This window comes from Sandaracinobacter sp. T42, assembly GCF_059115405.1.
This window is the reverse complement of record NZ_CM181101.1, coordinates 1,692,626-1,718,943: the sequence shown is the minus strand read 5'-3', so window position 1 is coordinate 1,718,943 and position 26,318 is coordinate 1,692,626. Positions and strand designations below refer to the sequence as shown.

At 67.6% G+C, this 26,318-nt stretch carries 28 protein-coding genes, 2 tRNA genes and 1 riboswitch; of the genes, 15 read left to right on the top strand and 15 right to left on the bottom strand.

The features are described 5' to 3' along the window. Nucleotides 1-4 precede the first annotated feature (4 nt). The 3 genes from ACW9TV_RS08325 to tkt form a co-directional block, all read right to left on the bottom strand. Nucleotides 5-1,129: a phosphoglycerate kinase gene (locus tag ACW9TV_RS08325; protein WP_494305064.1), complete on the bottom strand. Its 1,125-nt coding sequence runs from the start codon at nucleotides 1,127-1,129 to the stop codon at nucleotides 5-7. 80 nt (nucleotides 1,130-1,209) lie between these two features. Beyond that, complete coding sequence (gap, locus tag ACW9TV_RS08320; RefSeq protein WP_494303021.1) at nucleotides 1,210-2,211, bottom strand: type I glyceraldehyde-3-phosphate dehydrogenase; 1,002 nt, start codon at nucleotides 2,209-2,211, stop codon at nucleotides 1,210-1,212. A 32-nt stretch (nucleotides 2,212-2,243) separates the two neighbouring features. Beyond that, nucleotides 2,244-4,172 (bottom strand): transketolase, encoded by a 1,929-nt coding sequence (gene tkt / locus ACW9TV_RS08315; RefSeq protein ID WP_494303020.1) that lies wholly within the window; start codon nucleotides 4,170-4,172, stop codon nucleotides 2,244-2,246. 401 nt (nucleotides 4,173-4,573) lie between these two features. Between tkt and ACW9TV_RS08310 the strand changes: the two genes are divergently transcribed. The 5 genes from ACW9TV_RS08310 to ACW9TV_RS08290 all read left to right on the top strand — a co-directional run bounded on the left by ACW9TV_RS08310 (nucleotide 4,574) and on the right by ACW9TV_RS08290 (nucleotide 6,392). Further along, nucleotides 4,574-4,735 carry a hypothetical protein gene (locus tag ACW9TV_RS08310; protein ID WP_494303019.1) on the top strand — a complete coding sequence of 54 codons (162 nt, stop codon included), beginning with the start codon at nucleotides 4,574-4,576 and terminating at the stop codon, nucleotides 4,733-4,735. Beyond that, a complete protein-coding gene (locus ACW9TV_RS08305) occupies nucleotides 4,728-5,063 on the top strand; it encodes a cell division protein ZapA (RefSeq protein ID WP_494303018.1) in 336 nt (111 codons plus the stop codon). Before ACW9TV_RS08310 ends, ACW9TV_RS08305 begins: the two co-directional genes overlap by 8 nt. A gap of 88 nt (nucleotides 5,064-5,151) precedes the next feature. After that, nucleotides 5,152-5,865 (top strand): 5-formyltetrahydrofolate cyclo-ligase, encoded by a 714-nt coding sequence (locus tag ACW9TV_RS08300; protein WP_494303017.1) that lies wholly within the window; start codon nucleotides 5,152-5,154, stop codon nucleotides 5,863-5,865. A gap of 9 nt (nucleotides 5,866-5,874) precedes the next feature. After that, on the top strand, nucleotides 5,875-6,084 hold the full coding sequence (locus ACW9TV_RS08295; protein ID WP_494303016.1) for a DUF2842 domain-containing protein: 210 nt from the start codon (nucleotides 5,875-5,877) through the stop codon (nucleotides 6,082-6,084). Then, entirely contained in the window at nucleotides 6,081-6,392 is a 312-nt protein-coding gene (locus tag ACW9TV_RS08290) for a chorismate mutase (protein WP_494303015.1), read from the top strand. The genes ACW9TV_RS08295 and ACW9TV_RS08290 overlap by 4 nt, the downstream gene beginning before the upstream one ends. Nucleotides 6,393-6,426: 34 nt before the next feature. Here ACW9TV_RS08290 and ACW9TV_RS08285 read toward each other — a convergent pair. Together ACW9TV_RS08285 and ACW9TV_RS08280 are read right to left on the bottom strand one after the other, a co-directional pair. Then, a tRNA-Asp gene (locus ACW9TV_RS08285) sits at nucleotides 6,427-6,503 on the bottom strand. A 54-nt stretch (nucleotides 6,504-6,557) separates the two neighbouring features. Beyond that, nucleotides 6,558-7,496 (bottom strand): haloalkane dehalogenase, encoded by a 939-nt coding sequence (locus ACW9TV_RS08280; protein WP_494303014.1) that lies wholly within the window; start codon nucleotides 7,494-7,496, stop codon nucleotides 6,558-6,560. Between the two features lie 78 nt (nucleotides 7,497-7,574). Here ACW9TV_RS08280 and hemF point away from each other — a divergent pair, with 78 nt between their 5' ends. After that, a complete protein-coding gene (gene hemF, locus ACW9TV_RS08275; RefSeq protein ID WP_494303013.1) occupies nucleotides 7,575-8,459 on the top strand; it encodes an oxygen-dependent coproporphyrinogen oxidase in 885 nt (294 codons plus the stop codon). Here the strand turns inward: hemF and ACW9TV_RS08270 are convergent. From ACW9TV_RS08270 to ACW9TV_RS08250, 5 genes are all read right to left on the bottom strand, one after another. Beyond that, a complete protein-coding gene (locus ACW9TV_RS08270; protein WP_494303012.1) occupies nucleotides 8,446-9,207 on the bottom strand; it encodes an ABC transporter ATP-binding protein in 762 nt (253 codons plus the stop codon). The two genes, hemF and ACW9TV_RS08270, sit on opposite strands and share 14 nt — an antisense overlap. Then, nucleotides 9,207-10,175, bottom strand: coding sequence for a FecCD family ABC transporter permease (locus ACW9TV_RS08265; protein WP_494303011.1), 969 nt, complete (start codon nucleotides 10,173-10,175; stop codon nucleotides 9,207-9,209). The genes ACW9TV_RS08270 and ACW9TV_RS08265 overlap by 1 nt, the downstream gene beginning before the upstream one ends. After that, nucleotides 10,172-10,954 carry an ABC transporter substrate-binding protein gene (locus tag ACW9TV_RS08260; RefSeq protein WP_494303010.1) on the bottom strand — a complete coding sequence of 261 codons (783 nt, stop codon included), beginning with the start codon at nucleotides 10,952-10,954 and terminating at the stop codon, nucleotides 10,172-10,174. Before ACW9TV_RS08260 ends, ACW9TV_RS08265 begins: the two co-directional genes overlap by 4 nt. Next, on the bottom strand, nucleotides 10,941-12,809 hold the full coding sequence (locus ACW9TV_RS08255; protein WP_494303009.1) for a TonB-dependent receptor plug domain-containing protein: 1,869 nt from the start codon (nucleotides 12,807-12,809) through the stop codon (nucleotides 10,941-10,943). The genes ACW9TV_RS08260 and ACW9TV_RS08255 overlap by 14 nt, the downstream gene beginning before the upstream one ends. A gap of 105 nt (nucleotides 12,810-12,914) precedes the next feature. After that, a riboswitch (cobalamin riboswitch) is annotated at nucleotides 12,915-13,116 on the bottom strand. A gap of 29 nt (nucleotides 13,117-13,145) precedes the next feature. Next, on the bottom strand, nucleotides 13,146-13,931 hold the full coding sequence (locus ACW9TV_RS08250; RefSeq protein ID WP_494303008.1) for an SDR family NAD(P)-dependent oxidoreductase: 786 nt from the start codon (nucleotides 13,929-13,931) through the stop codon (nucleotides 13,146-13,148). An 86-nt stretch (nucleotides 13,932-14,017) separates the two neighbouring features. Here ACW9TV_RS08250 and ACW9TV_RS08245 point away from each other — a divergent pair, with 86 nt between their 5' ends. From ACW9TV_RS08245 to ACW9TV_RS08230, 4 genes are read left to right on the top strand one after another with little or no spacing between them, the layout of a single operon-like run. Next, on the top strand, nucleotides 14,018-15,478 hold the full coding sequence (locus ACW9TV_RS08245) for an FGGY family carbohydrate kinase (RefSeq protein ID WP_494303007.1): 1,461 nt from the start codon (nucleotides 14,018-14,020) through the stop codon (nucleotides 15,476-15,478). After that, nucleotides 15,475-15,666, top strand: a complete 192-nt coding sequence (locus ACW9TV_RS08240; RefSeq protein ID WP_494303006.1) for a hypothetical protein — start codon at nucleotides 15,475-15,477, stop codon at nucleotides 15,664-15,666. The genes ACW9TV_RS08245 and ACW9TV_RS08240 overlap by 4 nt, the downstream gene beginning before the upstream one ends. Nucleotides 15,667-15,679: 13 nt before the next feature. Continuing rightward, a complete protein-coding gene (locus tag ACW9TV_RS08235) occupies nucleotides 15,680-16,405 on the top strand; it encodes a MerR family transcriptional regulator (RefSeq protein ID WP_494303005.1) in 726 nt (241 codons plus the stop codon). After that, nucleotides 16,402-17,049: a 1-acyl-sn-glycerol-3-phosphate acyltransferase gene (locus ACW9TV_RS08230; RefSeq protein WP_494303004.1), complete on the top strand. Its 648-nt coding sequence runs from the start codon at nucleotides 16,402-16,404 to the stop codon at nucleotides 17,047-17,049. The genes ACW9TV_RS08235 and ACW9TV_RS08230 overlap by 4 nt, the downstream gene beginning before the upstream one ends. Nucleotides 17,050-17,055: 6 nt before the next feature. Here ACW9TV_RS08230 and ACW9TV_RS08225 read toward each other — a convergent pair whose 3' ends face one another. Then, entirely contained in the window at nucleotides 17,056-18,375 is a 1,320-nt protein-coding gene (locus tag ACW9TV_RS08225; protein ID WP_494303003.1) for a hypothetical protein, read from the bottom strand. Beyond that, entirely contained in the window at nucleotides 18,368-19,756 is a 1,389-nt protein-coding gene (locus ACW9TV_RS08220) for a glycosyl transferase family protein (protein ID WP_494303002.1), read from the bottom strand. Before ACW9TV_RS08220 ends, ACW9TV_RS08225 begins: the two co-directional genes overlap by 8 nt. Before the next feature lie 140 nt (nucleotides 19,757-19,896). Here ACW9TV_RS08220 and thyA point away from each other — a divergent pair, with 140 nt between their 5' ends. The 5 genes from thyA (at nucleotide 19,897) to ACW9TV_RS08195 (ending at nucleotide 23,622) form a co-directional block, all read left to right on the top strand. Then, on the top strand, nucleotides 19,897-20,808 hold the full coding sequence (gene thyA / locus ACW9TV_RS08215) for a thymidylate synthase (protein WP_494303001.1): 912 nt from the start codon (nucleotides 19,897-19,899) through the stop codon (nucleotides 20,806-20,808). Between the two features lie 22 nt (nucleotides 20,809-20,830). Beyond that, nucleotides 20,831-21,958, top strand: a complete 1,128-nt coding sequence (locus tag ACW9TV_RS08210) for a beta-ketoacyl-ACP synthase III (protein ID WP_494303000.1) — start codon at nucleotides 20,831-20,833, stop codon at nucleotides 21,956-21,958. 70 nt (nucleotides 21,959-22,028) lie between these two features. Continuing rightward, a tRNA-Leu gene (locus ACW9TV_RS08205) sits at nucleotides 22,029-22,115 on the top strand. Between the two features lie 305 nt (nucleotides 22,116-22,420). Next, entirely contained in the window at nucleotides 22,421-23,206 is a 786-nt protein-coding gene (locus ACW9TV_RS08200; RefSeq protein WP_494302999.1) for a hypothetical protein, read from the top strand. Continuing rightward, on the top strand, nucleotides 23,203-23,622 hold the full coding sequence (locus ACW9TV_RS08195; RefSeq protein ID WP_494302998.1) for a hypothetical protein: 420 nt from the start codon (nucleotides 23,203-23,205) through the stop codon (nucleotides 23,620-23,622). The genes ACW9TV_RS08200 and ACW9TV_RS08195 overlap by 4 nt, the downstream gene beginning before the upstream one ends. 318 nt (nucleotides 23,623-23,940) lie before the next feature. Here the strand turns inward: ACW9TV_RS08195 and ACW9TV_RS08190 are convergent, their stop codons facing one another. From ACW9TV_RS08190 to ACW9TV_RS08180, 3 genes are read right to left on the bottom strand one after another with little or no spacing between them, the layout of a single operon-like run. Continuing rightward, a complete protein-coding gene (locus ACW9TV_RS08190; protein ID WP_494302997.1) occupies nucleotides 23,941-25,578 on the bottom strand; it encodes a recombinase family protein in 1,638 nt (545 codons plus the stop codon). Further along, the gene (locus ACW9TV_RS08185; protein ID WP_494302996.1) at nucleotides 25,575-26,012 is read right to left on the bottom strand and encodes a DUF2924 domain-containing protein; all 438 of its coding nucleotides are present in this window, start codon (nucleotides 26,010-26,012) and stop codon (nucleotides 25,575-25,577) included. The genes ACW9TV_RS08190 and ACW9TV_RS08185 overlap by 4 nt, the downstream gene beginning before the upstream one ends. Then, nucleotides 26,012-26,308: a DUF3489 domain-containing protein gene (locus tag ACW9TV_RS08180; protein ID WP_494302995.1), complete on the bottom strand. Its 297-nt coding sequence runs from the start codon at nucleotides 26,306-26,308 to the stop codon at nucleotides 26,012-26,014. Before ACW9TV_RS08180 ends, ACW9TV_RS08185 begins: the two co-directional genes overlap by 1 nt. Nucleotides 26,309-26,318: the final 10 nt, after the last annotated feature.

Genomic DNA, 26,318 nt, shown 5'->3' with positions numbered 1-26,318 from the left:
CTGTTTACTTTGTCTCGATCTGCAGGGCCTCAACGCCCGGCAGCACCTTGCCTTCCATCCATTCCAGGAAGGCGCCCCCCGCCGTCGAGACGAAGGTGAACTTGTCCGCCACACCCGCATGGTTCAGCGCCGCGACGGTGTCGCCGCCGCCCGCCACGCTCACCAGGCTGCCGCCTTCCGTCAGCGCCGCCGCCGTCTGCGCCAGCGCAACGGTCGCCGCATCGAAGGGCTGAAGCTCGAACGCGCCGAGCGGGCCGTTCCACACCAGCGTCGCGCAGGTCTTCAGCACGTCGCCCAGCGCTTCCACCGCATGCGGCCCCAGATCCAGGATCATTTCATCGGCGGCCACGTCGTTCACATTGGCCACGCGATTGTCCGCCTGCGCCTTGAACTCCCTTGCCACCACCACATCCCAGGGCAGGTGCACGGTGCAACCGGCGGCCTCGGCCCGGGTCAGGATGTCGCGCGCGGTATCGGCCAGATCATGCTCGCACAGGCTCTTGCCAACGCCGATGCCCTTTGCGGCCAGGAAGGTGTTGGCCATCCCGCCGCCAATGATCAGATGATCGACCTTGCCGACAAGATTCGTCAGCACGTCCAGCTTGGAGGAGACCTTGGCGCCCCCCACCACAGCGGCCACCGGCCGCTGCGGCTTGCCCAGCGCCGCTTCCAGCGCGTTCAGCTCCGCTTCCATCGAGCGCCCGGCATAGGCCGGCAGCACATGCGCCAGCCCCTCGGTCGAGGCATGGGCCCGGTGGGCCGCCGAAAAGGCGTCATTCACATAGAAATCGCCCAGCTTCGCCATTTCGGCCACGAAGCCGTGATCATTCCGTTCCTCGCCCGGGTGGAAGCGCGTGTTTTCCAGCACCGTCACGCTGCCGTCTGCCAGGGCGCGGGTTTCCGCCGCCACCTCGTCGCCCACACAATCCGGCAGGAAACCCACCGGCCGGCCCAGCACTTCGGACAGGGCGTGAACCACCTTCTTCAACGAGAACGCCTCCGAAGCAGTCCCCTTCGGCCGGCCGAAATGCGCCAGCAGAAGGACGCGCGCGCCACGGTCCGCCAGCCCGGCGATGGTGGGAACGGCCGCCTGCAGGCGCGTCACGTCGGTCACGTGGGCGCCATCCATCGGCACGTTCAGATCAACCCGCACCAACGCCCGCCGCCCCTTCAGGTCGGCGGGCAGGTCGTCCAGCGTGCGGAACGGCATCAGAGGAACTTGCCCATCTGCACCGCCGTGTCGGCCATCCGGTTGGAGAAGCCCCATTCATTGTCGTACCAGGAAACCACGCGCACCAGCTTGCCTTCCAGCACCGCAGTTTCCAGGCTGTCCACCGTCGACGAGAAGGGCACATGGTTGAGGTCGATGGAAACCAGCGGCTCTTCCGAATAGTCGAGGATGCCCTTCAGCGCGCCCTGCGAAGCGGCCTTCAGGGCCGCGTTCACTTCGTCCTTCGTCGTTTCCCGGCCGGGCACGAAGGTCAGGTCCACAAGGCTGACGTTCGGTGTGGGAACCCGCACGGCGGAACCGTCCAGCTTGCCCTTCAGTTCCGGAAGCACCTCGCCAACCGCGCGGGCCGCGCCCGTCGTCGTGGGGATCATGGACATGCCGGCCGCACGCGCCCGGCGCATGTCGCCATGGATCTGATCCAGGATCTTCTGGTCGTTGGTATAGGCATGGATCGTCGTCATCAGCCCGCGCTCGATGCCGACAAGGTCGTTCATCACCTTTGCGACAGGCGCCAGGCAGTTGGTGGTGCAGGATGCGTTCGAAACGATCCTGTGATCGCCGTTCAGCTTCTCGTGGTTCACGCCATAGACCACGGTCAGGTCAACGCCCTTGCCCGGCGCAGAGATCAGCACCCGCTTCGCGCCGGCCGTCAGGTGCGCGCCCGCCTTGTCGGCGTCGGTGAAGAAGCCGGTGCACTCCAGCGCGATGTCGACGCCCAGTTCCTTGTGCGGCAGCTTGCCGGGATCCCGCTCGGCCGTCACGCGGATGCGCTTGCCGTCGATCACGATGTCGTTGCCGTCGGCTTCCACCGTGCCGGGATAACGGCCATGCACCGAATCCCGCTTGAACAGCATCGCGTTGGACTTCGCATCGGCCAGATCGTTGATCGCGACCACCTCGATGTCGGTCCGTCCCTGTTCCAGGATCGCCCGGAGAACCAGGCGCCCGATCCGCCCGAAGCCATTGATCGCAACCTTCATGTGCCTCTCCTTTATATGTGATGGTTTAGCGGCTATTTCCGTGCGTTAAGTTGCACGCGCACCCGTTCGCAGATTGCGTCCGGGGTCAAGCCGAAATGTTGGTAAAGGTCCGTCGCCGGGGCAGAGGCGCCGAACGCATCGATCCCGATCATCAGCCCGTCGGAGCCCACGATCCGTTCCCAGCCGAAGGTGGAAGCGGCCTCCACCGACACCTTCAGCACGTCGGCGGGCAGCAGCCCCTTGTCACCCTTCTCGCGATACAGCTCCCAGCTCGGCATGGACACGACGTCTGCGCCGATCCCCTGCGCTTCCAGCAGCTTCGCCGCGTCCACCGCGATCGACACTTCCGATCCGGTCGCCACCAGCACCACCTGGCGCGGCGCCGCGGCCGTCACCAGCCGATAGGCGCCGGATGCCGAACGGTTCTCGGCCCAGTCCGTCCGCAGCGTCGGCAGATTCTGCCGCGAAAGGGCCAGGATCGACGGCCGTGTGCGGTCCGCCAGCGCCAGTTCCCAGCATTCGGCCGTCTCCACCGCGTCCGCCGGGCGATAGACCGCCAGGTTCGGAATCGCCCTGAGAGAGGCAAGATGCTCGATGGGCTGGTGCGTCGGCCCGTCTTCGCCAAGGCCGATGGAATCATGCGTCAGCACATAGATCACGCCCACCTGCTGCAGGGCAGACAGGCGGATCGCGCCGCGCGCATAATCCGCGAACACCAGGAAGGTGCCGCCATAAGGGATCACACCGCCGTGAAGCGCCATGCCGTTCATCGCGGCGGCCATGCCGAATTCGCGGATACCGTAATGCAGATAGGTGCCGCCGTAATTGGCCGCGTCCAGCACCTGCATTCCGGCCGTACGGGTCAGGTTGGAACCCGTCAGATCCGCCGAACCGCCGATGGTGGTGGAAACCTGCGCGTTCATCGCATCCAGCGCCATTTCCGAAGCCTTGCGGCTGGCGACGGCCTTGCCGTCCGCCACCAGCTTCGCCTTGAAGGCCGAAAGATCGACCGAAGGGGCGGGGTTCGCCATCAACGCCCGCAGCTCGGCCGCGCCCGGCAGGGCATCCCATGCCGCCCGCGCCGCGCCCCCGCGGGAACCCGCCGCCCGCCAGGCCGCCAGCAGGTCGGCCGGGATCTCGAACGGCGCCGACGTCCAGCCCAGATGCGCCTTGGCGGCCTCCACCTCGGCCGCACCCAGGGGGCTGCCATGCACCTTTTCCGAGCCCGCCTTGTTGGGCGCGCCGAAGCCGATCACGGTGGTGCAGCGGATCAGGCTGGGCAGCTCAGAGGCCTGCGCCTCGTCCAGTGCCTTGCGGATGGCGGCGGGGTCATGGCCGTCGCAGGCCACCACATGCCAGCCTGCCGCGCGGAACCTTGCCGTCACATCCTCGCTGGAGGAAACCGTGATCGGCCCGTCGATGGAGATGTTGTTGTCGTCCCACAGCACGTTCAACCGGCCCAGCTTCAGATGCCCGGCCAGGCCGATCGCCTCGTGGCTGACGCCCTCCATCAGGCAGCCGTCCCCGGCAATGACCCAGGTGCGGTGATCGACCAGCGCGTCGCCATGCACGGCATTCTGGTGACGCTCCGCGATCGCCATGCCCACCGCCATCGCAAGCCCCTGCCCCAGGGGCCCGGTGGTGCATTCCACACCCGGCAGCTCGAAATTCTCCGGGTGGCCGGCGCAGGGGCTGCCCAGCTGGCGGAAGTTGCGGATATCGTCGATGGTGGGGGCTTCGAACCCGGTCAGATACAGCAGCGCATAGATCAGCATCGATCCATGGCCCGCCGACAGCACGAAACGGTCGCGGTCAGGCCAGCGCGGATCGGCTGCGTCGAATTTCAGATACTCGCCCCACAGGATGGTGGCGGCGTCCGCCATGCCCATCGGCATGCCGGGGTGGCCGCTGTTCGCGGCTTCCACCGCATCCATTGCAAGCGCACGGATGCTGTTGGCCATGGGTCGAATAAGCGTGTCGGCAAGCCGTGCGGAAGCCATCTGGGCCCTTTTCCAAGACAGAGGGGCGGCAGGACGCGCGCCCGAATCGCGCCTTGTCCACAGCCCGGCGGGCCGCGTGCGCGGCGCCCTCCTTGCAAAGGCAGGACGGGAAATCAACGTTGCCGGCATTCATCCGGCGGCCAGAACCCTGCCCGCAGACAGGTCACGCGCCGGTTTGCAGGTGCCACGCCATCCCCCGGTCGTCCGCGGCGGGATTCCGCCTTCAGGGAACAACAGGTTACAATGCGGCCATTGACGCCAAGTGAAACAAGCCCTTATCTCCCGACGTCAAGAATCTGGAGGAACGATTCTTGATCGGTCGGAGCGAATCCATGGTGCGTGAAGTTCAGGGCGGACAAGACATGACCGACGTGCTCGCACGAATTGAATCCGCTCTCCGGCGGTCCGAAGTCGCGGCCGAACGGCTGCGGCAGCGCCACAGGGGCCTTCGCACAGCCGCCCACGAAACCCTGTCCAGCCTCGACCGGCTGATCGAATCCGAACGGAAGCGCAGCCATGGCTGAAGTCACCCTCTCCATCGGCGGCCGCGCCTACAAGCTCGCCTGCCGGGACGGCGAGGAGGATGATCTCCGTGCGGCCGGCGGCTTGCTTGAATCACGCGTCGCCTCGTTGATGGACGCCCACGGCGCCGTTGCGGAACCGCGCCTGCTGCTGATGGCGGCCCTGCTGGTTTCAGGCGAACTGCTGGAACGCAAATCCACCGACGCGCGCCTCACCCCCTTCCCGGCCGAAGGCCCCGGCCCCGCCCCGGATCTTGCCCGGTACGAAGCACTGGCTGCCCGTGCAGAGGCGCTGGCGCAAAGGCTTGAGGAAGCCGCCTCCGCCGCCTAGATAGGGGGTGGCGGGATCTGCGCGATGCGCGCAACTGAACATCCCTGAGGCGATAAACACATCCTTGGGGGCTGTCCCTGCCGGGCCCGTGGGCCCGATCATACGGCTCCCACCTGACGTTCTGGCGTCAGAGGATCTTCTCGCAAACGGTCGCAGCGGACCCGCCACCCCTGCCGAAAGCGCAACCGCCCTGCCCAGTTCCGCTTCATCCCCGACCAGTCCCGACCGCCCGGCCCTTCGCCGTGCCCTGCGCGACGCCCGCGCCGCCTTCACGGGCGCGCTCTCGGCCCCCGTCCGCGCCGGCCTCGAAAAGGCGCTTGCAGCCCATCTGCCCCGGCTGGGGCCGCCGGGCATCCTCGGCAGCTATTGCGCCATCGGCGACGAGATCGATCCTGCGCATCTCGAACGCGCCGCGCGCGAGGCCGGCTGGCGAATCGCTTTCCCCCGGGTGACGTCAGGCCCGCTCGATTTCCATGAAACCGGGCGCGACCGCCTCATTCCCGGCTACAGGGGGCTGTCCGAACCCCCGGCCGATACCCCCGTCGTCCGCCCGGACGCCCTGCTTGTGCCCCTTGTAGGCGCTGACAGGGCCGGCAACCGGCTGGGCCAGGGCAAGGGCCATTATGATCGAACGCTGGCCGCCCTGCGCGCGCAGGGGCCCGTGCGCACCATCGGCCTCGCGTGGGACGTGCAGCTGCTGGATGCCCTGCCCGCGGAAAGCTGGGACGAGCCGCTGGATGCCGTCGCCACCCCGACGGCCTTTCACCCGGCCGCTCTTCCACGCAATCGCGCGCAGCGCTAAGGCCGGGGCATGACACCGTCCCTCAGGCGGCCGCTCGGCATTCTCGCCGTTCTCGTCGGCATCCTCGCCTATGCCCTTTTCGTCGTCTGGCTCTTCGAGCCTGTCGCGTCGCTCCACCCGCTGATCCAGCTGCCCGTCTGGGCGTTGCTGGGCGTGGCTTGGGTGTTTCCGCTCAAGCCGGTGATGATCTGGATCGAGACGGGCAAGTGGCGGCCATGAGGAAAGCACCCGAAGCCTGCGTCACCATGGCCGACGTTCGCGCCGGCGTGGACAGCCTGGATGCGGAACTGGTCGCGCTTCTTGCCGAACGCTTCCGCTTCATGGATGCCGCCGCCCGCATCAAGCCCGAACGCGGCCAGGTGCGCGACGAACCCCGCAAGCGGCAGGTGATCGAGAATGCGGCGGCGCACGCGCAGTCACTCGGCCTGGATCCGGGCATCATCGCAGACTTGTGGGAGCAGCTGGTCGAGGCCTCGATCGCGCACGAGCTTCAGGCCTGGGATCGGGCGCGAACCGCCGCCGAATAGGCGGAACGGTTCGCGTTATCCCTGAAATCCAAAGTGGCGCGAGCGACGGGGCTCGAACCCGCGACCTCCGGCGTGACAGGCCGGCACTCTAACCGACTGAGCTACGCCCGCGCACTTTGGAGGCGCGGCTTTATGCGGGGGGCCGGAGGCTGTCAACACCCCTCGTCACGCTTTTCCCATCCAGCGCACAAGTTCCTCCGCGATCTCGGCACCGGCGTCTTCCTGCAGGAAGTGCCCGGCGTTCGCGATCAGGCGGTGCGGCTGCCCCTTCGCGCCGGGAATCCGCGCCTGCAGGATCTTCTCCGTGCCCAGGGTGACCATGTCCTTTTCGCCGAACAGGGTCAGGAACGGCTTCTCGAACCGCTCCAGCACGCCCCAGGCGGCCCGATTCTCGGCGGCTGAGGGCATGTCCGGATCGGTCACGACCAGCATCGGAAAGATGCGCGCGCCAGCCTTGAAGCTGTCATCCGGATAGGGGGCGTTATAGGCCGCGCGTGCCGCCTCGCTGATGCCGCGCGCCGTGCCGCCGTTCACGATCCAGCCCGAATCGAAATCCGGAACGGTCTGGCTGAAATTGCGCCAGGCCTCGAACGCGGGGGAAGCCTTGCCCTCCCCCGTAGGCAGGAAGGTGTTGGCCGCACACACCCGCGCAAAGCGATCCGGAAAGGCCGCAACCAGCCGCAGCCCGATCAGCCCACCCCAGTCCTGACAGAACAGCGTCACGTTGTTCAACTGGCCGCGAATTCCAGGCGCGGCTGTGCCTGCCCCCTGCGCCAGGAACCACTGGCGCATCCAGTCCACATGCCGCTCATAGCTGTAGTCGGTCTGCGCCGTCAGCTTGTCGGAACGGCCGAAGCCCACCAGATCCGGCGCAAGGCACCGATAGCCGGCCGCCACCAGCACCGAAATTATGTGGCGGTAAAGGTAAGACCAGCTCGGCTCCCCGTGCATCAGCAGCACGACAGGCCCGTCGGCGGGCCCCGCCTCGACATGGGCGATGCGCAGCCTGCCCAGCGGGCCGCCATCCACATCGGTATAGTGGGGCGCGTAGTCGAAACCCTCCAGGCCCTCGAATCGCGAATCAGGGGTGCGGACGATCGGCATCTGTTTCTCCTCCGGCGGCGGACTGTGCCCAAACTATCGGCACTTGCAAGGCCATATTTTGCATGGCACCCGCCTGCCATGCCTGAATTCGATGCCCAGCAATTGGCCGCAGAGGCCTGGTTCCGATCGCTCCGTGACCGTATCACCGCCGAGTTCGAGCGGATCGAGGACGAGGGCGCGGCCCTTCCCGCCCTGCCGAACGCGCCGCAGGCCCCGGGCCGCTTCACCTTCACGCCCTGGCAACGCACAGATCACTCGGGCCAGCCGGGCGGCGGCGGCACCATGGGGGTCATGAAAGGCCGCATCTTCGAGAAGGTCGGCGTGAACATCTCCACCGTGCACGGCCAGTTCAATCCGGAATTCGCGAAGAACATTCCCGGCGCCGCGGAAGACCCGCGCTTCTTCGCCACGGGGATCAGCCTCGTCGCCCATATGGCGAACCCCCATGTGCCCGCCGTGCACATGAACACCCGCTTCCTCGTCACCACGAAACGCTGGTTCGGCGGCGGCGCGGATCTGAACCCCGCCCTCCCCCGCGACGAGGATACCGCCTTCTTCCGAAGCGCCTTCGAACAGGCCTGCAACCGCCATGCGCCCGAATTCTGGCCGAAACACTCGGCCTGGTGCGACGAATATTTCCACATCCCCCACCGCAAGCGGAACCGGGGCGTGGGCGGCATCTTCTATGACTGGCTGTCGGCCGACACCCAGGCCGATTTCGATGCCCATTTCGCCTACACGAAGGACGTGGGCGAAACCTTCCTCGCCACCTTCCCCGCCATCGTGCGGCGCCGCATGGCAGAGGGATGGGCAGCCGAAGACCGCCACGCCCTGCTGAAATACAGGGGCCTCTACGCCGAGTTCAACCTCGTCTACGATCGCGGCACGACCTTCGGCCTGAAAACCGGCGGCAACACTGATGCGATCCTGATGAGCCTGCCGCCGGAAGTCATCTGGGAATGATGATCAGGCCCCCGTCGTCGGCCACCACCACCCGCATCTCCAGCCCGTAGGCCTGCGCCAGCAGCGCAGGGGTCAGCACGTCCACCGGGCGGCCCTGCGCAAGGCATCGGCCGTCCGCCAGAAGCAGCATATGGTCCGCCACGCGCGCCGCCGCCTGCAGATCATGCAGCACCAGCACCACCGCCGCGCCGCCATCCGCCGCGCGGCGGAACAGGCGCAGCGCATCGACGCCATGGCGCGGATCCAGATTGGCCAGCGGCTCATCCGCCAGCAGCAGCGCCGGCTCCCCCGCCAGAACCCGTGCCAGCAGCACCCGCGCCCGTTCGCCACCGGAAAGGCTCAGCACCGGGCGATCCGCCAGCGCGGCGATGTCGGCGGCCGCCATGGCACGGGCGATGGCCGCCCTGTCGGCCTCGGATTCACCCGCGAACGCCCCCCGATGCGGCAGCCGGCCCAGCGCAACCAGTTCGCGCGATTTCAGGTTCCAGTTCAGCTCCCCGCCCTGCGGCAGATAGCCGATGCGTCGCGCCCGTTCGCGATGCGGCATGTCCGCCACCGGCACGGCATCCAGGCACAGCACGCCCCCATCCGGCCTTCGCAGGCCTGCCAGCGTGTCGAGCAGCGTGGACTTCCCAGCGCCGTTCGGTCCAAGGATCACGCTGACGCTGCCGGGTTCGAAACGGGCAGACAGGCCGGACAAAAGCGTCCGCCCACCGCGCGACAGGGACAGATCGGTCAGTTCCAGCATCATGACATCCCCGTTCGCCCGCGCCACAGCAGCCACAGGAAGAAGGGGGCGCCCAGCAGCGCCATCGCGATCCCCAGTTTCAGTTCCCCGGCCCCCGGGAACAGGCGCACCAGCGAATCCGCCAGCAGCAGCAGCAGCGCCCCGCCCAGCGCCGAAGGCAGGATCAGTGCCGAAGGCTGCTCCCCCGCGAAGGGGCGCAGCAGATGCGGCACGATCAGCCCCACGAATCCCACAACGCCCGTCACGGCAACGGCGGCCCCCACGCCAAGGCCTGTGCCCGCGATCACCAGCCAGCGCGTGGCGCGAAGATCCACCCCCAGAGAGCGCGCGGCCGGCTCCCCCAGGGCAAGTGCGTCCAGCGCGCGCCCCGTCAGCAGCAACAGGCCCAGCCCCAGCGCCGTGAAGGGCGCCACGATCCGCACCTGCGGCCAGCCGCGATCCGTCAGCGCCCCCATCAGCCAGGTGACAATCTCCTCCAGCGCAAAGGGATTGGGCGCCAGGCTGATCAGCAACGCCGTCAGCGCGCCCGCCAGGCTGGACAGCACCACCCCCGCCAGCACGAAGCCGGTCGCGCTGGCCGACCGCCCCGCCAGCAAGGCCAGCAATGTCATGGCGGCCATCGCGCCGCCCATGCCGAACGCCGCCACCAGCATCGGCGTGCCCGCCAGCCCCAGAAACAGCGCCAGCACCGCCCCCAGCGCCGCATTGGCGGAAACGCCCAGAACCCCCGCATCCGCCAGCGGGTTGCGCAGATAGCCCTGCAACACCGCGCCGGATGCCCCCAGCATCGCCCCGATCAGCAGCCCCAACAGCGCACGCGGCAGGCGCAATTCCAGCATCACCAGCGCTTCGGGCGTACCGGCCGCCAGCCCCAAGGGCGCAATCCAGACCTTGCCGGCCATCAGGCTCAGCAGGAAGGCCGCCAGCGCACCCGCGCCCAGCAGCGCCACAAAGGCCGGGCGTCTCATGGCAGCGAGTCCCTGATCGCCGCCAGCCGCCGCGCCGCCGGGATCAGGCTGGGCCCGCCACAGTTTAGCAACTGCCGGTCGAAGCCTTCCACCGACACGCGCAGCCGCTTCAGCAAAGGCGGAACAGCCTCGGGCCGGTCCGTGATCAGCAGCGGCGGCGGGTTCAGCGCCAGCGGCTCCAGCGCCAGCACACCCGCATGGGCAAAGCCATAATCCGCCGCCACGCTGCGAAGCCCGCTGTTCGCCATCAGCGCTTCGGAAAGGCTGCCCGGCCCCGGCACCAGCCCGGATGCCATGCGCATCAGCGCCGGGCGTGGCGGGGCCCGCCGCGCATCTGACAGCGCCCCTTCGATCCGCCGCGCCAGCGCTTCGCCGCGCGCGCCCTGCCCGGCCGCGTCCGCGATCTGCCGCACCTGCGCCAGCGATTCCCCGATGCTGGCGGGAACTCCCAGCGACACCATGCGGAAGCCCAGGCGCCGGAACGCCTCGCGCGTCGCCATCGGGGTATAGGGGGTGATGAACAGCAGGTCGGGTCGCCGCGCGATCACCTCCTCCGCCGTGCCACCATGCGCCGGGAAGCGCCGCGCCAGATCCACGGGCACAGAGCTTCCGGCAGGATCATGCGACCAGTGGCTGATCGCCGCAATCTGGCCCGGATCGGCCACCGCCAGCAGCACGGCGTCAACACAGGGGTTCATGCTCACGATTCGCTGCGGGCGGGCGTCGGCCGCACCCGCCCACAGCGCGATCAGCGCGGCGAGGATGCTACAGCTTCGCACGGATGCCCACGAACGCCTGACGCCCCGGCGCGCCATAGAAGCTGACCGTCTCGTAGCGTTCGTCGAACAGGTTGGTGATCCGGCCATACAGCTCGAACCGCTCCGCAAAGGCGATGCCGGCGCGGATGTCGGCTGTCAGATAGCCGGGGATGCGCCGCGTACTGGCGGCATCGTCAAAGCTGGAAGACACCTGCGACAAGGTCGCGCCAAGGCTCCATCCGGCGGGCGCCGCATAATCGGACACCAGAGACACCGTCTGCCCGGGCCGCCGCGCCAGCCGCTTGCCCTCGTTGGGCGATCCTTCTGTGCGGTTGCGCGCGTCGATCCAGCTCGATTGCACGCCCAGCGTGAAACCCTGCACCGGGTTCATGCCCAGCCCCAGCTCCACGCCGTGCACGCGGGCGCGGGCCACATTGTCATAAGTGCCCCACGGCCGGTTCACGCAGATCGGGCTGGTCACGCCCCAGCACGAGATGAAATCGATCTGGTTGCGCGTGGTGCGCTGGAACAAGGTGGCAGATGCCTTCAGCGCGCCGTCCAGCAGGTTCAGCTCGACCCCTGCATCCCAGCCCCGGGCGCGCTCCGCCTTCAGCGCCTCGTTCCCATAATCCGAGAACAGCTGATACAGGGTCGGCGCCTTGAAGCCCTCGCCCCAGCTGGCCTTCAGGCGCAGCGCTTCGACGATCTGATAGGAACCGCTCGCCGCAAAGGTCGTCACCCCGCCAAAGCGGCTGTGATCGTCGTGGCGAAGGCCGGCCTGCAGGTTCAGCCCCTCCGCCGGCGCAAGCAGCGCCTGCCCCCAAACGCCCTGCAGGCGGGTGCGCGCCCGAAACGGATCGACTGACCATTGGTCCTGCGTGGTGATGCGCGTGATCTCGCGCTCGACACCGCCGGCCAGCGTCAGCCAGCCGCTCGCGCGCCAGTCGCCGCGCAGGTCCAGTCGCTCCAGCCGCCCGTCAGAGGTGAAGGTGGTCTCAGGCGTCGCGCCCGGGGTATAGCTGCGCCGGTCCACATCGGAAATCTGCCAGCCGGCGCGAACGAAGAAGCTGTCGCCGCGATAGCCGAGCCCCGCCACGCCCGAAAGCTCGCGGGTGCGCTGCCGGTCATCCGTGTCCGCAAGGTCGTAGGTCGGCGGCGGGAAGCCATCGAGCCCAACGTCCGAATGCTGGAAGCGGCCGCGCAGGTCTGCCACCAGACCCGGCACGATCTCCACATCGGCCCGCGCGTTGGCGCCATAGCTTTCCAGATCGTCACGCTCGGTCGCGCCCCGCCCTTCGGAGGCGGCCGAAATCCCGTCCGTCCGTTGCCAGTTCAGCCCGCCCGACAGCGCCGCCGGACCGACCCGGCCGGAGGCGTCCGCCCGCGCCAGCCAGCTGTTGCGCGATCCGGCCTCGACCCGCGCGTCCGCTGCAGGGACGTCGCCGGGCTTCACGGTCTCCACCGCGATCACGCCGCCGATGGCCTGGCTGCCCCAGGCCAGGCTCTGGGGCCCGCGCAGGATCTCCACCCGGCCCATACCGGCGGTGGAAAGATTGGCGAAATCCGCCCCGCCGCCGGGGCTCGCCGTGTCCGCCACCTTCACGCCGTCGATCACCAGCGTCGTCTGCTCGCCCTCCGCCCCGCGCAGGCGGACGGCAGTGAAGCCGCCGGGGCCACCGTTGCGGCTGAAGCTCACGCCCGGCTGAAGTTTCAGCACGTCCAGCAGCAGCGGGGCCTGCAACCGGTCCAGATCGGCCTTCGTCAGCACGGTCACGGAACTGCCCAGCCCGGCTGCCGTCACCGGCGCGCGTGCGGAAACGAGGATGTCGGGATCGGTGAGGGAAGCAGCGGCAAGAATGGAAAACAGAACAGGCACAAGAAACTCCTTTCGCAATGGTCACGACAGATGTCGCCCATGCGAAAGGCCCTCGCGCCAATGCGCGAACGCCTGTTCGGTCGCCCCGGAGTCCCCGCCGGAAAGACTGGACGACCGGTCAAGGCAGGTCTCCTGGCTTCCGGGGTATGGGCTGCCCACGCCTTCCCGCCGGAACGGCAGTGGCATGTGGCGGGCAGCCACCCCGGTTACAGTTGCGGGGACAGCGCCGGACTCGGGAGGGGTTCCCCCTCACCGGCTTCCCTTTTCACCCCGGCCATACCGGGGCACCTTCACCGATACGGATGGGCTAACGCCGCGCGCCGCCCATGGCAAGCCTTACACGAACTTGCCCGGCGCGGTCGGGTGGCTGGAAGAAAGCCCCCCGTCCACCGCGATCGCCTGCCCGTTCACATAGCTCGCCTCGTCCGAAGCCAGGAAGATCGCGACAGCCGCCTGTTCGTCGGGCGTTGCATATCGCTTCAGCGGATTCAGTTGCCCGATCCTGTCTTCCCGGCCCCGCGCCCGCGCGCCTTCGAACAGGGGCGCCGTCATTCCCGTCTCCGTCAGGCCCGGGCAGATGCAGTTCACCCGGATGCCCGTTCCCCCCAGCCAGTTCGCCGCCGTCTGCGTCAGGTTGATCACCCCGGCCTTGGATGCCGAATAGGGCATGCCCCCCGCGCCCGAACGGATGCCCGCCACGCTGGCGGTCGAAACGATCGCACCCTTCCCGTTCGGAATCATCACCCGGCTGCCCTCGCGGATCGCCAGGAACACCCCGATCAGGTTCACCCGCAACACCCGTTCCCACTCCGCCGCCGACTGCTCCGCCAGCGGCGTCAGCCCGCCGGAAACGCCGGCATTGGCGAACAGCGCGTCCAGCCGGCCGTGATCCGAAACCGCCCGGTCGACAGCCGCCTTCACGAACGCCTCGTCGCTCGCGTCGCCGACAAGCGCCTGCGCACGGCCACCCGCCGCCTTCACGTCCGCCACCGTCGCCTGAACGGATTCCGACCAGTCCGCCGCCAGCACGGCGGCCCCTTCGGCCGCGAATCCCAGCACCGCCGCCCGGCCGATTCCCGAAGCAGCCCCCGTCACCAGCACCACCCGTCCCTCGAAGCGCATGATCCTCTCCCCGGTTTTCCCGCACAGTCAGGGCCCGCACAGTCAGGGCTTGTCTGATGCCCCGCAACCCGCCAGCAATGGCAGCCATGGGAGAATTGATCCTCGCCGTCGACAGCGGCACGACATCCACGCGCGCACTCGCCTTCGATCTGTCCGGGCAGATCGTGGCCGTCGCCCAGCATGCCATCACCCAGCATTATCCGGCCCCCGGCCATGTGGAACATGATGCAGCCGAAATCTGGCGGCTGACGGATCAGGCCATCCGCGAGGTGCTGGCCAAGGTGAGCGAACGGGTTCGCGCCATCGGCCTCACCAACCAGCGCGAGACGATCGTGTTCTGGAGCCGGCGCAGCGGCGAGCCGCTCGCCCCGGCCATCGTCTGGCAGGACCGGCGCACCGCGGATCTTTGCGCCGCCTTGCGCGAAGCCGGGCACGAACCGGCGGTGCAGGCCACCACCGGGCTGCTGCTCGATCCCTATTTCTCGGGCACGAAGATCCGCTGGGCTTTGGACAACTGGCCCCGGGTGAAGGCCGCCGCCGAAAGCGGCGATCTGGCCGTCGGCACCGTCGAAAGCTGGCTGCTGTTCAAACTGTCCGGCCAGCACCTCACGGACGCCACCAACGCATCGCGCACCCTGCTGATGGATCTCGCGGGCGCGGCCTGGTCGGCCGACATGATCGACCTGCTCGGCATACCGGCCGGGGCGCTGCCCGCCATCTGCCCCACCGCCGGGCTCATCGCCGAAACCCGCCTCTACGGACGGCCGCTGATGATCGCAGGGCTGGCGGGGGATCAGCAGGCCGCCACCATCGGCCAGGGCTGTTCGTCGCCCGGCATGGCGAAATGCACCTATGGCACGGGCATCTTCATGCTGGCGAACGCCGGCGCACACCCGCCCGTCAGCGGCAACCGCCTGCTCGCCACCTTCCTGTCCTCCAGCCCCCGTGCCTATGCGCTGGAAGGCTCGATCTTCGTGGGCGGCAACGCCGTCAAATGGCTGCGCGACGGGCTGGGCATCCTCGATACGGTCGCGGAATCGGCGACGCTCGCGGCCTCCGTGCCGAACAGCGGCGGCGTCAGTTTCGTGCCCGCCTTCGCCGGCCTCGGCGCGCCGCACTGGCAGCCGCTGGCGCGCGGCCTGCTCACCGGTCTCACGGCGGGCACCACCCGGGCCCATATCGTGCGCGCCACGCTGGAAGCGATGGGCCAGCAGACCGCCGACCTGATCGACGCCTTCGCCGCCGACGGGGTCAGCCCTTCCAGCCTGCGCGTCGACGGCGGCATGGTCGCCAATGAATGGCTCTGCCAGGATCTCGCCGATGCGACCGGCCTGCCAGTCGAACGCCCGCGCAGCATCGAAACGACCGGGCTTGGCGCCGCCATGCTGGCAGGCGTCGGCGCGGGCCTGTTCCCGGCGCTGGCCGATGCGGAAGCGGCGATGGTCCATGCGGACCGCCGCTTCGAACCCGCCATCCCGGCAGACGCCCGCGCCATCCGCCGCAGGGCCTGGGGCCAGGCCGTCGAACAGACGCTGGCCGGCCTGTGACGGGCCTTTTCTATGGCCTGGCGATGCTGGGCGCCTTCGCGCTGGCGCTGGGCGGAATCTGGATGTGGCGGCGGAACCGGCTGCGCGCGATCCTGTTGCTGCTGGTGGCGGCCATCACCCTGTTCAACGTCTGGAGCTGGTCTACCCTGCCGGTGCCGGAAAATGTGGCGGGCCGGCCAAACCCCTGATAGGGCGGCATTCATGCGCATGCGCGAACTGGAAAGGGCCAGCGGCGTCTCGCGGGAGACGATCCGTTTCTACATCCGGGAAGGCCTCCTTCCCGAACCCGACCGCACGCATCGCAACAGCGCCACCTACACGGACGAACATCTGGCCCGCCTGCTGACGATCCGCCGCCTCAAGGACGAGCGCTTCCTGCCGCTCTCCGTCATCCGCTCGCTGTTCGCAGGCGATCAGCCTGGCTGGCTGGAACCGCAGATGCTGCCGGAAATCGATCATCTGCTGCGCGCCCGGCTCGATGCCGAAGGCGAACGGGTGGATGCCGTGGCGTTCGCAGTGGCCAACGGGGCAGATCCGGATCATCTCGCGGATTCAATCGCGGCGGGCGTCATCACTCCCGCACACGACGGCAGCATAACCCCGCGTGACCAGCGCATCCTGCGCCTGCTGATCGATGCCGCGAAGGTCGGCTTCACGCGCGAGCGGGGCTATGCCGGAACAGACATGGGGCGCGTCGCCGCCGTCATGCACGAACTCGCCGATATCGAACTCAAGGAATTCTTCGCCAATGTCGCCCCGCATGTGGGCGAACTGGAAGCCGTGGACATGGCCGAGCGCGGGATCGGAATCCTCAACCAGCTGATGGCCGAACTGTTTACCCGCGAAGTGCTGGCCCTGCTGTCCGAACGTCGCCGTATCGCGAACGACAACCGCAGCGCCGAAGCAAGGGGCGCAGGCCAGGCGTGACCGGAACTCCGCCGCCAGGCACCCACATCCGCTACGACCTCACCAGGGCCGAGCCGCACGCCTTCCGGGGCGTCGGGCCGGAACTCTATCGCTGGGCCTCACGCGCGCTCTTCGCGCTTGCCGGCTGGAAGGTCGCAGGTTCCTATCCGCATCATCCCAAAGCGGTGATCCTCGCCGCCCCCCACACCTCCAACTGGGACGGGCTGTGGATGGTGGCCGCTGCCGGCATCTATCGCGTGCGTCTCAGGTGGATGGGCAAGGCCAGCCTTGCCCGCTTCCCCTATGGGTGGCTGGTGAAGCTGTCGGGCCTCTACCCCATCGACCGCTCCGGCGGGAAGGATCTGGTCCGGGCAACGGTGGACGCCTTCGAGGCGAGCGACCAGCTGCAGATGGCGATCGCGCCCGAAGGCACCCGCGCGGCCGTGGGCGAATGGAAATCCGGCTTCTACCACATCGCCCGGCTGGCGGGCGTGCCTATCGTCTTCGCCGTGATGGATTATGGCACCCGCACAGTCCGCATTTCCGGGGAAATCTGGCCCAGCGGCGATTATGAAGCCGATCTCGCCGTCATGCGCAGCCATTATGCGGATGCGCGCGGCAAACATGCGGGCCGCTTCTCGGTCGGCTCCGGCAAGCAGGTCTGAACCCGCTCAGAACTCCCCGGCCACCGTCAGCACCGGCCCGGATCCCGGCACCGCGTTCCCCGCCAGCTTCCCCCGCCAGTCCACCTGCGCATAGAAGGGCCAGGGCCCAACCCGCACCCGGCCCGAAGGCCCTATGTCCAGCCGCGACGCCACGACACCGGCGTTGCGCTGCCAGCCGCCCCACACGCCCGCGCCCGCGTCGATCCGGGTCTGCCCCAAGGTCAGCAGCGGCACGGCGCCACGCCCCTGCCCCCCCGCATAAAGGTCGGGCAGGCTGGTGAAACCCTCCACCACCCCGCCTTCGCCATAAGCCTCCAGCTTCAGCCGCGCCCCGCGCACCCCGGTTTCCGCCTGCACGCCGCCGGAAAGCCGCGCCGCCCAGGCGTTGCGGGAATAATGGCCCAGCGCGATCCGCCGCTCCACGTCCAGTGCGACAGGCAGCTTGCGCGTAGGTTCCCAGCGCAGCCCGATCGCCGCCTCGCTCGTTTCGCCGTCCAGGCCGCCCTGCGGCGCGGCGGCCGCCGAAACCCGCCCGATCACCGAAACCCGCTGCTTGCCCAGCGGATTCAGCCGATAGCCCAGCGCAACGCCCGCCTGCCCCGCCCCCAGCACCGGCGAGGCCGCCAGCGCATCGCCACCGCCTGCCCCCTCCCGCGTCAGCACATAACCCCCGCCGGACCAGCGCCGGGTCTGTTGCCGCACATCCGCCTGCCACTGGGTCGTCTCCGGCGTATCCGGGGCCATGGCCGACGCCGCCTTCAGAAGCCCTACACCCTGTCGCAGGTCTCCGGCGCGGATCGCGGCATAGCCGGCCGTCGCGGTGGCATGGGCCTTCGCCGGGGCGGTGGGCCGAGCGGGAACCGCGGCAGCGGGGGCTGGTGCAGGGGCCGGATCAGGGGCTGGCCCGGCGGCCAACTGGCCCGGTGGCAGGCTGAAGCCATACCATCCACCGGCCGGGGCCTCGGCCACCACCCGCACGGTCGTCTGCTGCGGCGGCAGCCCGCGGGGCGCTTCCAGCACGATCCGCGGCTGCCCGCCCTGCGCGCCGGCCGGGGCCCAGCCCGCCGCCAGCAGGCGCGCAACGGTCGCATCGGCTACCTCCGCCGCTACCCGCGCCGCGATCTCGGCCGACGCGCGCACCATGTCCGCTTCGCCCGGTCGCGCCGCAGCCGGCGCCACGGGGGACAGCGCCGCCGCCAGCGCCGCACTTTCCGCCGTCTCCGCCGCCAGCCAGTTCGGCATCCGTCCCAGCGCCCAACCGGCGGCCAGCACAAGAATCAACTGATAGCTGCGCAGCGCCCGACCCGATGAAACCCCCTCAGCCACACGCAATCTCCACATCCGCTTCAGGGAACCTGTGTTCCGTCTTGCCCCAGGCCGGCGCGCCCCCGCTTTCCAGCGCGGCGCGGTAACGCTCCATCGCCCTCAGCGCCGACAGGAAGTTGATCGCGTTCGCCGTTAACGCGCGCGGGATCGCCAGAAGCCCCTCGCGCCAGCCATAGGCGTGGCCGGTGAAGCCGGCGCGAAGGCCCAGCCGCCACAGCAGCAGCCCGGCGTTCAGCGCCAGGAACCCCGGCAGCGCCGAATCCGCCGGCCCCAGCAACGGCGGCAGCGGCACACCCGTCCGCGCCGAAATCCAGGCCCTCAGCGCCAGCTGCGCCAGCAGCAGGATCGCCGCCAGATAGCCCAGCATCGCAACTCCGGCGGTAAACATTCCCTTGCGGTCCCGCAGCAGCATCCAGCGGGTGGCGAACCCACCGGACCATCCCAGCCGGTCCCAGCCCGAAAGCGCGATGCCCGCCAGCCAGCGGCTCTTCTGCCGCACGGCGGTTTCGATGGTCGAAGGGAAATAGGCCCGCGTCGCCACCAGCCGCCCGCCCGCATGCGCGCGCACCATGCGCGCCTTCAGACCCAGCGCATGGACACGATGGCCCATCTCGTAATCCTCGGTCAGGCTCGCGGCATCGAACGGCGCATTGCCCGGCCCGGCCAGCCGCGCAAGCACGTCCCGGTCGATCGCGGTGCCCACGCCCGCCGACGGCACCGGCGCCCCCAGCAGGCCGCGCACCCTCATGTCCTTGGCGTGCGCCTGGGCGAACTCGTCACAATAATGGCCCGAAACCCAGCGCGTCGCCGGGTCCTGGATCGGCAGCACCGGCACCTGCACCATCGCCAGCGCCGGGATCCAGCGGTCATAGAGATCGAGGCTGGCGGGATCCACCACATCCTCCGCATCGTGCAGCACAACCGCCTTGAAGCGCTCGCCACACGCCGCCTCGTGCGCCAGCACGCCCCGCCACAGATTGTTCAGGCAATCCGCCTTGGTCGTCGGCCCCGGCGTGCCCGTCGGCACCGCCTGCACCCGCGGATCGGCCACCGCCTGCACCGCCGCCAGCGTCGCCGGATCGTTGGAATAGACACCCACGAACACCCGCAGCCGATCGTCGGGCAAGGTGCGGCACAACCGGTCCAGCATCGCGCCGATCACCGCCGATTCGTCCCATGCGGGCACGATCAGCGCGAATCGCCCCCGCCCGGCCGGGGCGGGCGGCACAGGCTCGGTTCCGCGAAAGGCGAAACGGCCCAGCCACAGCGCATCCACCGCCATGTCATCCAGGCTGGAAAGGAAGATCCCCGAAGCCGAAAGCCACAAGAGCTCTCGCGTCAGCACGGCCAGAATGGCCAGCACAGGAACGATTTCAACCAACGGCCAACGCCCCCAGGGCAAGAATTTGGCCGACCCCCTAACCGGTTAGCTAGCACAGCAAAGCCGTCTGGCAAGCCCGTGCAGCAGAGGTTTACCATGCTTCTTTCCCCGCCCTCCGCATTGCGCTAGCAGCCGGTGGCATGACACCCCCGCACCCGGAATCCGCCGTCCTCGATCTCATGCGGCAGGTCTGGACGAAGGGCAGCGAGCGGCGGGACCGCACCGGCGTCGGCACCCGCGCCCTGTTCGGCGCGCTCCTGCGGTTCGATCTGTCAGACGGCCGCATCCCGCTGCTCACCACCAAGCGGGTGTTCTGGAAATCGGCGGTGAAGGAACTGGTCTGGTTCCTTGAGGGCAGCACCAACATCCGCCCGCTGGTCGAACAGGGCGTCCATATCTGGACGGACTGGCCGATGGAGCGTCACCGGAACGGGACCGGCGAAATCCTGACGCGCGACGAATTCGAAGCGCGCATCCTGGCTGACGAAGGCTTCGCTGCCCAATGGGGCGAACTCGGCCCCGTCTATGGCAAGCAGTGGCGCCGCTGGCTGGGCCCGGATGGCGAAACGCACGACCAGATCGCGGCGCTGCTTCACAGCCTGAAACAGAACCCCGCCAGCCGCCGCCACATCTTCACCGGCTGGAACGTCGCGGAACTGGGCCAGATGGCGCTCCCGCCCTGCCACATGACCTACCAGTATTTCGTGGAGCCCCGGTCGGACGGCCCCGATCGCCTGTCCGGCATCCTCTACCAGCGCAGCTGCGATCTGGGCCTCGGCTTCCCCTTCAACATCTTCGAAGCCGCCCTCCTCGTCCGCATGCTGGCCGATCAGTGCGGCTATGCCCCCGGCGAGATCGTGTGGATGGGCGCGGATGTGCATCTCTATCTGAACCACGCCCATCTCGTCGAAACCATGCTGGCGCGCGAACCGCGCCCCTTCCCCACCCTGTCGCTGGCGCCAGCGGCCAGCCTGTTCGACTACCGGCTGGAGCATCTGACCCTGACCGGCTATGATCCCCACCCTGCGATTGCAGCGCCAGTGGCCGTCTAGAGCCACCCTTCGGGAGACCCAATTGAGCACCGCGACACCCGTGATTTCGGCCACCGGCCTGTTCACACCCGCCGACAGCATCTCCAATGAAGAGCTGGTCGAAAGCTTCAACGCCTATGTCGCGCGGTTCAACGCCGACAACGCCGCCGCAATCGAGGCAGGCGAGGTGCAGCCGCTTGCCCCCAGCTCCGTCGAGTTCATCGAAAAGGCCAGCGGCATCAAGGCCCGCTATGTGCTCTCCAAGGCCCCCATCCTCGATCCCGCGGTCATGTGCCCGCGAATCCCGGAACGGCCCGATACGGAACTTTCGGTGCTGGCCGAAATCGCGGTGAAGGCGGCCACCCAGGCCCTCGCCCGCGCCGGCCGCGACGCGAAGGACGTAGATGCCGTCCTGTGCGCCTGTTCCAACCTGCAACGCGCCTATCCGGCCATTGCGATCGAGGTGCAGGCGGCGCTGGGGATCGAGGGCTTCGCCTTCGACATGAACGTCGCCTGTTCCAGCGCCACCTTCGGCATCCAGACGGCGGCCGATTTCATCCGCGCCGGCCATGCGAAAAGCGTGCTGGTGGTGAACCCGGAAATCTGCTCGGGCCACCTCAACTGGCAGGATCGCGACAGCCATTTCATCTTCGGCGACGTGGCGACCGCGATCCTCGTCGAATCCCGAGAGATCGCGCCGGCCGGCCACTGGGAGATCCTCGGCACCCGCCTGAAGACCGAATTCTCCAACAACATCCGCAATAATTTCGGCTTCCTGAACCGCGCCGCACCGGAAGGCATCGGCCAGCCGGACAAGCTGTTCCGCCAGGAAGGCCGCAAGGTGTTCAAGGAAGTGGTGCCGATGGTCTCGGACATGATCGTCGCCCACATGTCCGATCTGGGGCTCGAGGCCGGCCAGCTTCGCCGGATGTGGCTGCATCAGGCCAACGCCAACATGAACCGCCTGATCTCGTCGAAGGTGCTGGGCCATGAAGCGAGCCCGGACGAAAGCCCGACTGTGCTGGACACCTACGCCAACACCTCGTCCGCCGGTTCGATCATCGCCTTCCACCTGAACAGCGACGATCTGGCGGCGGGCGATACCGGACTCATCTGTTCCTTTGGGGCAGGCTATTCGGCGGGCACCGTTTTCCTGCGAAAGACCGCTTGAACCCGTGCACCGCGCCTGCTAGGGCGCGCGCTCACCAGTCGGCGGGACATCCCGCTTCAGGCATCGGCGTGCGGTCGTGGCGGAACTGGTAGACGCGCAGCGTTGAGGTCGCTGTGGCCGAAAGGCCGTGGAAGTTCGAGTCTTCTCGACCGCACCAATCAGTTAAGTCATTGTTTTTATTCACGATTTCTCTGGATCGCCCTGAAGTATTCGGCGAGTTTTCAGGACCTTGCCCCCCTGCGAATCACGCCCCTGAAGTCAGAGACGCCCAACAGGAACGTCTCCTGAGCCCCACAATAGGGCAAAATCTCTCCCCTCTAATGAGCCGGCTTCACCATCCGCCAGCCTCGGTTGCTCCTTCGCAGAATCACCACCTGTCACCGCAAGACTTTCCGCCGACGCACCCGAGCCGGCCTCGAATGCGGTAACGTGCACTGAATCAGACTGCTTGGGGGCCGGCACGTGAGGATCGATCGAACAGCGCTATACGAGCAGGTTTGGCAGGAGCCGCTGAAGACGCTTGCTCCGAAGTTCGGTGTTTCGGATGTGGCGCTGCGCAGGAAATGCATCGACGCATTGATACCTGTCCCCGAGCGCGGTCATTGGGCAAAGATCCAAGTGGGCGAGTCGATCAACCGGCCCGCCCTCCCAAAACGCCCTCCTGGCATGGAGTTGACCGTTCCAATCGGCGAGCCGCGGTATCAGTCCTCGCCGGACGAAGAGGAGTTTCTCGGCCCGATCCCAGATCCGCCCGCCTTCGAAAACTTGATGGGGGACGTGGAGGCCGAAGTTGCCACCGCAGTTGGCAAGGTTCCTCTGATACGAACGTTCGACAGCGTGCATCCAGCCGTTGGTAAGCTGCTGAACGCTGACCGGCTGCGTCGGGAGAAGCAGCTGGCGTCCAAGTGGAGCCTCTGGGACGGCCCGCTCTTCGACACCCCCTTTGAAACCCGCCGCCTGCGGATACTGAACAGCCTATTCCGCGCGGCCGCAAAGTTTGGGGGTGCAAGCGAGATCAGGGGACGCGAAGGGAAAGACATCACCATCACCGTCCATCAAGCGCATGTCCGGATCGCGGTCGACACGCCTGCCAATCTCAGGATCGACCCTCGGCGGGGCAACTTCGAGAAGGCCGACGCCAAGTCCAAGATGCGCCTGGTTATCCGCAGCGGCTGGGATGACGGCGAGCGGTCGCTTGGGAGGATACGAACACCTCAAAAGTCGAAGACCATCTCAGCGAGATCTTGATCAAGATGATCGTCACGGGCGAGCAGATCCTGCGCGACGGCGAGGTCAGGCATCATAACTGGTGGCTGGAGCGGCGGAGAAGCATCATTGAGAAGCGCCGCAAGGCGGTCGAGGAGGCAGAGCGCCGGGAGCGCGAACTGGTCGCGAAGGAACGGCAGGCTCGGATCGACGACTTGCTCGCGCATTCGGCCGCTCTTCACCAGGCGGAGACGATCCGATTGCTCGTCGAGCGTGCTCGCGCCGCAATGCCAGGTTCCAAGGAGGAGACCATCGACCGGTGGGCAAATTGGGCCCTCTCCGTCGCGGACGACCTCGATCCGGTTCGGTCGGGGGTGCTGTTCAAATCTCTTCAGGACGAGCAGCCGCGAAACGATCCCGCCGATGCCGCTGGCGGATCGGAGGGAGACTTCGATTGAGCGCGGCAATGCGCCGCCCTCAAGTTCCGACGCTTTGTCAGTATGTTATGCGGTCGTGTCATTGAATGACGAATGCTGTGGCCATTTTGTTATTTTTCTCGAATCTTCTCGACCGCACCAATCAGTCTCACGAGGTAACAGATTTTCGCCCTCGGGCGCCCTGCGCCTGCAGAACCGCGCAGTTCTGCGGGCTCTGGCGCGATGCTAAATCGCAGGTGAAGCCAGAGAGCATTTTTGACCTCGGCCATCAGCCCAAAAATATGCCGGATTCTCTGTCCGCGAGAACCCGGCTTCACCTCGTTTTGTGATGGTTTTGGCTTAAGTTGCGAGCCCGAACATGCGCTCCTGGTCAGCCCAGTCGAGCGGCAGATCGCAGCTCAGCAACACGCGCCGGTTCAGTCCCTTGGGCTGCGATCCTTCAGCGATCGCCTCGACGATTCTTGGACTGAGGAACGAGAGCCGCAGCAGCCGTGCTAGCTGGGTGCGACACCGCCCTTCGCGCTTGGCCAGCTGGTTGAGATTGAGCTCGGGCGAAGCCAGCACCAGCCGCTGCGCCGCCATTGCATCACCAAGGAGTTCGATCAGGTCGACGCTCGATGTTGCTGGGGTCTGCTCGGTATCGATCCGCAGCCGCGCTTCGCGGAATGGTTTGCGTTCCGGAAGCGGGATCGAACATTGTTGCATCGCCTCGGCCTCTACCCCCAATGCCGATGGATAGAGTTGCAGTTCGATTGCCTGGTTGCCGATGGTGATCGCCTTGACCAGCGCGCGGATCGCGGCTTCCCTTTCGTGAAAGTCAGTGAGCTTCAACGACAGCAGGTGCGCGGTCGCGAACAGTGTGCGCAGCGCGCCCGCATCCTCGAGGCATGTCATTCGCCGCAACCGATGCTGGTCGCCGAGCAGTTCCGCAAGCTCAGCGAGCAGGTGCTGCTCGAGCTTGCCACGCTGGAACCGCAGGCCGGGTGGATCGCCTGGCCGGGCCAGATCCTTTCGTGTCTCGTAGTAGGCATAGCGCTTGACCTTGCTCGAGCCATAGGTCGGCACCATCGGCCGTCCGTGCGGATCAGAAATCAGCCCGCGCAGCAGCGCGTTCTGCTTGTCGTTGGTTGCCCTGCGACGCGGCGGGGCCTTCTCGGCAAGGTGCAACTGGACACGTTCCCACAGGTCTTCATCGACAATGGCTTCATGCTCGCCCTCGTAGACCTTGCCTTTGTGAACGATCTTGCCCCGGTAGACCGGGTTCTTGAGCAGATGGAACAGGCTGCCTCTCGCGAATGGGATGCCGCCGCGGTGCGGGCCGCTGACGCGCTGCTGGACTTTGGTTACCACGCCTTCGGCCCGCAGGATGTCGATCAGCCTTGGGACGTTTCTGACCTCGAGGTAGCGCCGCATGATCGTGCGGACCCGCTCGGCTTCCTCTGGCACGGGCACGAGCTTGCGCTCAATGACCTGGTAGCCGAGCGGCACCGGTCCGCCCATCCAGATGCCCTTCTTCTTCGAAGCGGCGATCTTGTCGCGGATCCGCTCGCCGGTGACCTCGCGCTCGAACTGGGCGAAGCTGAGCAGCACGTTTAGGGTTAGCCGCCCCATACTCGTGGTGGTGTTGAACGCCTGCGTGACCGAGACGAAGCTGGCCTCTTTGGCATCAAGCCGCTCTACGATCTTGGCGAAGTCGGCAAGGCTGCGGGTCAGGCGGTCGACCTTGTAGACGACGATCACATCGACATTGCCGGCATCGATCTCGGCGAGCAGCGCCTTGAGGCCGGGGCGTTCCATGTTGCCGCCCGAGAACCCGCCATCGTCGTAGCGCCCCGGCACCAGCGTCCAACCCTCGTGGCGCTGGCTGGTGATATAGGCTTCGCAGGCTTCCCGCTGCGCGTCGAGGCTGTTGAACTCCTGTTCGAGACCGTCCTCGGTCGACTTGCGGGTATAGACCGCGCAGCGCAGCACCTTCATGGCTTCTTCCTTCGCGCGGTGAGGCCGAAGAACAGCGGGCCGTTCCATGGCGACCCTGTGATCGCCTTGGCGATAGCCGTGAGCGAGTTCCAGTGCTTGCCGTCGTACTCGAACCCGACCTCCAGCACGATCACGGTGTGGCCCACGCCGTGCCAGTCGCGCACCAGCCGGGTGCCGGGGGTAAGCTTCCTCGGCAGCGGCTTGCTCTTCTCACCCTCCCCTGCCCGCGCTGCGACCTGGCGCAGCAAGGTTCGAGTTCCACGGCTGATCCCGCCAAGCTTCACCTCCTGCAGCTTGTAACCGATCCCCAGCCGCAGCAGGTCGGGCGAGAGGCTCGGAGCAGACGCGCCATAGCGGCGCGCCCACTCGGCCTTGAGGTCCTCGCCCGGTAGCTCGGCGAGCCGGGCGAGGTTCAGGTAGCGCTGCCTTCCCATCAGGCCGCGGCCTGCATGGCTGCCATGCGGTAGATGGTCACGCCGTCCTCGCGCTTGCTGCGTTCCACTGCCCGGCCCTTCTTGCGCAGGCCGGTGAGGAAGGCACGGCAGGTGTGAGGGAGCCAGCCGGTGGCTTGGCAGAGGTCATCGAGCGATGCCCCACCGCTCCGCTGCAGCAGGTCTTCGACCAGCGCGGCCTTGGACTGGGGCTTGGCGGCCGGTGGCATGCTCGGAGCTTCGGGCTTGGCCTCGCGGGCCGTGCGGCGGGGACGCTTGGTGGTGGTCGGTTCGGTCATGGGTGGTTGT

Excerpts from the sequence above, each read along its gene's own strand:
- ACW9TV_RS08250 (WP_494303008.1), bottom strand. The coding sequence starts at position 13,931 with ATGCGCTTCGAGGGACGGGTGGTGCTGGTGACGGGGGCTGCTTCGGGA.
- ACW9TV_RS08265 (WP_494303011.1), bottom strand. The coding sequence starts at position 10,175 with ATGAGACGCCCGGCCTTTGTGGCGCTGCTGGGCGCGGGTGCGCTGGCG.
- ACW9TV_RS08280 (WP_494303014.1), bottom strand. The coding sequence starts at position 7,496 with ATGCCGATCGTCCGCACCCCTGATTCGCGATTCGAGGGCCTGGAGGGT.
- ACW9TV_RS08295 (WP_494303016.1), top strand. The coding sequence starts at position 5,875 with ATGACACCGTCCCTCAGGCGGCCGCTCGGCATTCTCGCCGTTCTCGTC.
- ACW9TV_RS08305 (WP_494303018.1), top strand. The coding sequence starts at position 4,728 with ATGGCTGAAGTCACCCTCTCCATCGGCGGCCGCGCCTACAAGCTCGCC.
- ACW9TV_RS08190 (WP_494302997.1), bottom strand. The coding sequence starts at position 25,578 with ATGAAGGTGCTGCGCTGCGCGGTCTATACCCGCAAGTCGACCGAGGAC.
- hemF (WP_494303013.1), top strand. The coding sequence starts at position 7,575 with ATGCCTGAATTCGATGCCCAGCAATTGGCCGCAGAGGCCTGGTTCCGA.
- ACW9TV_RS08235 (WP_494303005.1), top strand. The coding sequence starts at position 15,680 with ATGCGCATGCGCGAACTGGAAAGGGCCAGCGGCGTCTCGCGGGAGACG.
- tkt (WP_494303020.1), bottom strand. The coding sequence starts at position 4,172 with ATGGCCAACAGCATCCGTGCGCTTGCAATGGATGCGGTGGAAGCCGCG.
- ACW9TV_RS08245 (WP_494303007.1), top strand. The coding sequence starts at position 14,018 with ATGGGAGAATTGATCCTCGCCGTCGACAGCGGCACGACATCCACGCGC.
- ACW9TV_RS08270 (WP_494303012.1), bottom strand. The coding sequence starts at position 9,207 with ATGCTGGAACTGACCGATCTGTCCCTGTCGCGCGGTGGGCGGACGCTT.
- ACW9TV_RS08310 (WP_494303019.1), top strand. The coding sequence starts at position 4,574 with ATGACCGACGTGCTCGCACGAATTGAATCCGCTCTCCGGCGGTCCGAA.
- ACW9TV_RS08185 (WP_494302996.1), bottom strand. The coding sequence starts at position 26,012 with ATGGGAAGGCAGCGCTACCTGAACCTCGCCCGGCTCGCCGAGCTACCG.
- ACW9TV_RS08290 (WP_494303015.1), top strand. The coding sequence starts at position 6,081 with ATGAGGAAAGCACCCGAAGCCTGCGTCACCATGGCCGACGTTCGCGCC.
- ACW9TV_RS08180 (WP_494302995.1), bottom strand. The coding sequence starts at position 26,308 with ATGACCGAACCGACCACCACCAAGCGTCCCCGCCGCACGGCCCGCGAG.
- gap (WP_494303021.1), bottom strand. The coding sequence starts at position 2,211 with ATGAAGGTTGCGATCAATGGCTTCGGGCGGATCGGGCGCCTGGTTCTC.
- thyA (WP_494303001.1), top strand. The coding sequence starts at position 19,897 with ATGACACCCCCGCACCCGGAATCCGCCGTCCTCGATCTCATGCGGCAG.
- ACW9TV_RS08325 (WP_494305064.1), bottom strand. The coding sequence starts at position 1,129 with ATGGATGGCGCCCACGTGACCGACGTGACGCGCCTGCAGGCGGCCGTT.